Raw genomic sequence first — 5,308 nt, forward strand, 5'->3', positions numbered from 1 at the left:
GGGGCCAGCGCTCGCGCTCCCCCATTCCGGGAAAGCCCCTCGGCCACGGGCCCCCTCCCGCACGGCGCGAGAGTCAGGATTCGCCGGTCAGATGGCGGAACTGCTCCAGGTTGGCCAGGGATTCGCCGCGGTCGACGCGCCACTCCCATTCGCGCTTGATCGACGTCGAAAAGCCGCGCTCCAGGATCTTGTTGAAGTCCCCGTCCGCCGCCTCGAGCACCTGCCCGAGCAGCCGGTCGAGGTCATCGTCGGCCAGCGACGGCGGCAACTGTCCGACCAGGTAGATGTCGCCCTGCGCGTCGACGGTGTAGGCGATGCCGAACAGGCGGCGGTTGCGCTGGAGCAGCCATTCGTGGACCCCGGCGTGGTTCTCCTCCGGGTTGCGGCACACGAACGCCTCGATGCGCAGCGAATCCGGCGCGGGCGTGAGCAGGCACACCGTCTTGAGCTTGCGGGTGCCCGGCAGCACGACGATGGCCGACTGCTCGGCGGTCTTGTGCTCCACCCCCATGCGGTCGAGCTGCGCCGTCAGCGCCGCCAATGCGGTCGGCTCCGTCGTCCCGGCCTTCTCTTCGGCCTTGTCTTCCGCCATTTCTCCGGCCATGTCATCGGCTCCCTTCGGCCTCGCGCGGGCCGCAATCGTCTTCGTCGAGCGCGGACAGGGCCCGATCGTAAACGGACAAGAGCTTGTCGACGGTCCGTTCCCACGAGAATTCCGCCGCATGCGCCGGAGCGGCCGACGCCATGGCGATGCGCCGGGAGTCGTCGGCGAGCAGTTCCTCGAGCGCATCGGCCCACCGTTCGGGGCCATGTCCGTCGACGAGGAGCCCCGTCTCCCCGTCCGCGACGGCGATGGGCAGGCCGCCCACCCGAGCCGCGACGACCGGGGTGCCGGCGGCCTGCGCTTCCATTGCAACCAAGCCGAAGGATTCGTTGTAGCTGGGCACGGCCACGACGTCGGCGGCGCGGTAGAGGCTCACCAACTCCTCCGGCGGCCGCGGCCGCAGGAAGCGGACGACGTCGCCCAGGTCCAGCTCCTCGGCGAGATCGAGGAATTCGTCCGGCCGCTCGAGCCCCGTGCCCGAGGGTCCGCCGCAGATGATCACCTTGAGGTTGTGCCGAGGGCGGCGCTCCACCAGTTCCGCGACGGCGCGCAACAGCACCTGCGGACCCTTCAGCCGCTGGAGCCTGCCGACGAACAGGATCACCTTGGCGTGCAACGGGATGCCCAATTCGCGGCGGCTGCGTTCCGTCGCGCGATCGCTGCCCGGGCTGTACAGGTGCACGTCGACCCCCGGGGGAATGACCTCGATGCGGGAGGCGTCGGCGTCGTAATGCTCGGTGAGGTTGTTCTTTTCCTCGTCCGTGTTGACCACCATGACGTCGGCGTTGTCGGAGATCTGCTGTTCGCAGATGCGGCGCGACTCCGGCTCCGGCGAATCGCCGTCGGCGAGGTGCAGGTTCTTCACCGCGGCCAGCGTGTGGGCGGTGTGCACCAGCGGCACGCGCCACAGATCCCGCAGCAGCCACCCGACCTGCCCCGACAGCCAGTAGTGGGAATGCACCACGCAGTAGCGCAGACCATGGCACCGGGCGAAGGTGAGCACCCCGCCGGTGAACGCCGCCAGCTGGGTGGGCAGCTCGGACTTGTCCAGGCCCTCGTACGGCCCGGCGACGACGTTGATGACGCGCAGATTCGGCGCCACCTCCACGACCTCGCCCTGGCTCGGGCGCGTGGCACGGGTGTACACGTCCACTGCCACTCCGCGGGACGCCAGTTCCCGGCACGTGCGCAGCACGTAGACGTTCATCCCGCCGGCATCGCCGGTGCCCGGCTGCTCCAACGGCGAGGTGTGCATGGAGATGACCGCGACCCGCTCGGGCCGGTGCGCGCCTCGCGCATCGATGTGGCCGTTCATGGCTCCAGAATGCCCGTCGTCAAGCGGGGACCGCAAACGTTCTTCACTCCGCGTGCACGGCCCCGTTCACCCGGGTGCACTCGCGGCGCAATGCACCCGAACGAAATCCGGAACACTCGGAGGAGAGGGGCGCGGTCCGGCGCCGTCGCCGGGCAGCCGCGCCGGACGACTGCGTAGATATGGAAATGATGATAAGTTACGCACTCGTAGGTTACGAAGGAGGCACCTCATGAGCGCATCGGCCAACAGGACCTGGCTCGAGCATTACCCCGAATGGACCAAGCCGCACCTCGACTACGGGGACACCACCCTGATCGACGTGTACGACCAGGCGATCGAGCAGCACTCCGCCCGCACCGCCCTGCGATTCTTCGGCCGGGGCTGGACGTACGCCGAACTCGACGAGCTGGTGCGCCGCGCCGCCGCCGGCCTGCGCGCCCTCGGCGTCCGACGCGGCGACCACGTCGCGCTCGTGATGCCCAACTGCCCCCAGCACGTCGTCGCCTACTGGGCCGTCCTGCGCCTGGGCGCCGTAGTCATCGAGCACAACCCGCTCTACACCGCCCACGAGCTGCGCCATCCCTTCAACGACCACGCCGCCCGCGTGGCCATCTGCTGGGACAAGGCCGTGCCCGTGCTCGAGGAGCTCCGCCGCGACACCCCGCTGGAGACGATCATCGGCGTGGACATGCGCCGCGATCTGCCGTGGGTCATGCGCACCGCGCTGAAGCTGCCGATCCCGGCGCTGAAGGCCTCCCGCGACAAGCTCCACGCCCCCGCCCCGCAGGTCATGGGCTTCGACGCCGTCCTCGGCGACGCGGTCGGCGGCGACGGCCGCGACATCGCCTCCCCCACCGACGTCGACCTCGACGACGTCGCCGTGATCATGTACACCTCCGGCACCACCGGCACGCCCAAGGGCGCCCAGCTCAAGCACCGCGGCCTGGTGGCCAACATCCTCATGGGCAAGGCGTGGGTGCCGGGCCTGGGCGACGAGAAGGAGACCGTCCTCGGCGTGCTCCCCCTCTTCCACGCCTACGGCCTGACCATCGTCAACAACCTGGCCATGCTCATCGGCGCCGAGCTGGTCCTGGTCCCGGCGGCGGAAATGGACCTGATCATGAAGGTGATGAAGAACAATCGCCCGACCTGGGTGCCGGGCGTGCCGACGCTCTACGAGAAGATCATCGCCACCGCCGAAGAGAAGAAGATCGACATCACCGGCGTGAAGTTCTCCTTCTGCGGCGCGGCGACGCTGCCGGTGTCGACGGTGGAGAAGTGGGAGCGCCTCACCGGCGGCCGACTGGTGGAGGGCTACGGGCTCACCGAGACGTCGCCGATCATCGTCGGCAACCCGATGGACGGCAATCGCCGCCCCGGTTACGTCGGCATCCCCTTCCCCGACACCGACATCGCGGTCGTGGACCCGGAAAACCCGACCGAGCACGTGCCGGACGGCAGCGAGGGCGAGGTGATCGTCCGCGGCCCGCAGGTCTTCGCCGGCTACCTCAACCGCCCGGAGGACACCGAGGAGTCGTTCACCGACGGCCCCGACGGCGCCGCGGAGGGCCGCTGGTACCGCACCGGCGACGTCGGCGTGCTGGAGGAGGACGGCTTCCTTCGCCTGGTGGCGCGCATCAAGGAGGTCATCATCACCGGCGGCTTCAACGTCTACCCCGCCGAGGTCGAGGACGTGCTGCTGGAGCACCCGGACATCGTCGACGCGACCGTGGTGGGCCTGCCCCGCGAGGACGGCTCCGAGCTCGTCGTCGCGGCGGTCGCGCTGGGCGATTACGCGAACCTCGACATCGAGGCGTACCGCGCCCATGCCCGCGAGAATCTCACGGGCTACAAGGTGCCGCGCGCGTTTTTCCACCTGGACGAGATGCCGCGCGACCAGATGGGCAAGATCCGCCGCCGCGACGTCCGCGACGTGCTGATGAAGCAGCTCGAGGATTCCGGCCGCACCGTCGATTCGCTCGCGTCCCGCCGAGGCTAGGGCTCGGCGCCGCTTGCCCGGTCTCGCTTGGCCCGGCATCGGCGCGGCTCCGCATCGTTCTCGTCCAGCGCCCCTTGCTTGACGACGCCCACCTCCCCCGACACCACCCGGTGCCGGGGGTTTCGGCGTTTTCGGGTTCGGCCGGCATCGCGCTCGGCGTTTTCGGGGCCGGTCGGCTTCGCCCAACTGCCACCCCTCTCCCACCAAACCCCGACTTCAGTCCCGCCCACGCCAAACCCCGGGATCAGTACTGATGTCGGGTTTTGGGCGGCCGAATCGAGTCCTGTCGGGATTTAGAGGTCGGGGTTTGGAGACGGCGGCGGATTCGAGCCGCCGATGTCGGGGTTTGGACGTGGGGATGCGGGGCCGCTCTCGAGCCAAACCACGGGAGCAGCCGCCGATGCGCCAAACCACGGGATCCAAAACTCGGGATCAACCCCGATCCCGTGGTTTGAGGGGTCGAAATCAGCCGATCCCGTGGTTTGGATCCCGTGGTTTGGAAATGAGTCAGGCGATCCCGTGGTTTGGCGACGGCTTCAGCTCAGCAGCGCTCGCACCGACCGGCCCGCGCTGACTCGCCCGTACCGCGCCAGCCGCGCTAATCCAGCTCGGCGCCGATCCACACCGGCTCGGGCACGAGGGTCACGCCGAACGCATCGCGGACGCCGTCGCGGATCTCCCGGGCAAGGGCGATGAGGTCGGCCGACGTGGCCATTCCGCGGTTGGTGAGTGCGAGGGTGTGCTTCGTCGACAAGCGAGCGGGAGCCCCTTCGCCGGGATGGCCCTTCGGGAAACCCGCGCGCTCGATGAGCCACGCCGCCGACAGCTTCCCTCCCGGGTACGACGGCATCGACTCGGCCACCTCGGCGCCGCACGCCGAAGCGACGCGCTCGCGGACGCCCTCCACCTCGGCCTCCCCGACGATCGGGTTGGTGAAGAACGACCCGGCCGACCACGTGTCGTGGTCGGCGTCGTCGAGCACCATGCCCTTGCCGCGGCGCAGCGCCAGCACGGCCTCGCGCACATCGGCGACGGGCCGCCGCGCTTCTCCGGACGCGCCCTCCTCCGGCCCGACGCCCAGGCGCTTCGCCAGCTCGCCATAGCGCAGCGGCGCGGACAGCCCGTCGACGGTGAGCCGGAACCGAACGGCCAGGACGACGGCGCGGGCGGTGAACTTCAGGTTCGAGAAGCGGTACGCCAGCTCGAGCGATTCGGGCGACACCCACTCGTCGGCGCCGGTGCGGCGGTCGTAGAGGCGCACGCCCTCCAGCGTCGACGACACCTCCGCCCCGTACGCGCCGACGTTCTGTACCGGGGTCGCGCCCGCCGAGCCCGGGATGCCGGACAGGCACTCGAGCCCGCCGAATCCGGCGGCGACGGACATCTCCAC

The 5,308-nt window shown here is 69.7% G+C and carries 4 protein-coding genes; 1 reads left to right on the plus strand and 3 read right to left on the minus strand.

Annotation, left to right across the window (positions count from 1 at the left end; all coding sequences use genetic code 11):
- Window positions 1-73: 73 nt before the first annotated feature.
- Complete coding sequence (locus tag GX015_RS02320) at window positions 74-604, minus strand: YbjN domain-containing protein (RefSeq protein WP_291342485.1); 531 nt, start codon at window positions 602-604, stop codon at window positions 74-76.
- A gap of 1 nt (window position 605) precedes the next feature.
- Window positions 606-1,919, minus strand: a complete 1,314-nt coding sequence (mshA, locus tag GX015_RS02325) for a D-inositol-3-phosphate glycosyltransferase (protein WP_291342487.1) — start codon at window positions 1,917-1,919, stop codon at window positions 606-608.
- A 229-nt stretch (window positions 1,920-2,148) separates the two neighbouring features.
- Between mshA and GX015_RS02330 the strand changes: the two genes are divergently transcribed.
- On the plus strand, window positions 2,149-3,918 hold the full coding sequence (locus GX015_RS02330) for a long-chain-fatty-acid--CoA ligase (protein ID WP_291342490.1): 1,770 nt from the start codon (window positions 2,149-2,151) through the stop codon (window positions 3,916-3,918).
- 598 nt (window positions 3,919-4,516) lie between these two features.
- Here the strand turns inward: GX015_RS02330 and GX015_RS02335 are convergent.
- The coding region (locus tag GX015_RS02335) for a UDP-N-acetylmuramate dehydrogenase (protein WP_291342491.1) at window positions 4,517-5,308 on the minus strand (792 nt) is incomplete at its 5' end.

Source organism: Corynebacterium sp. (assembly GCF_012837295.1).
Taxonomy (GTDB): domain Bacteria; phylum Actinomycetota; class Actinomycetes; order Mycobacteriales; family Mycobacteriaceae; genus Corynebacterium.

Coding starts and splice junctions, on each gene's coding strand:
- mshA (WP_291342487.1), bottom strand. CDS start 1,919: ATGAACGGCCACATCGATGCGCGAGGCGCGCACCGGCCCGAGCGGGTC.
- GX015_RS02330 (WP_291342490.1), top strand. CDS start 2,149: ATGAGCGCATCGGCCAACAGGACCTGGCTCGAGCATTACCCCGAATGG.
- GX015_RS02320 (WP_291342485.1), bottom strand. CDS start 604: ATGGCCGGAGAAATGGCGGAAGACAAGGCCGAAGAGAAGGCCGGGACG.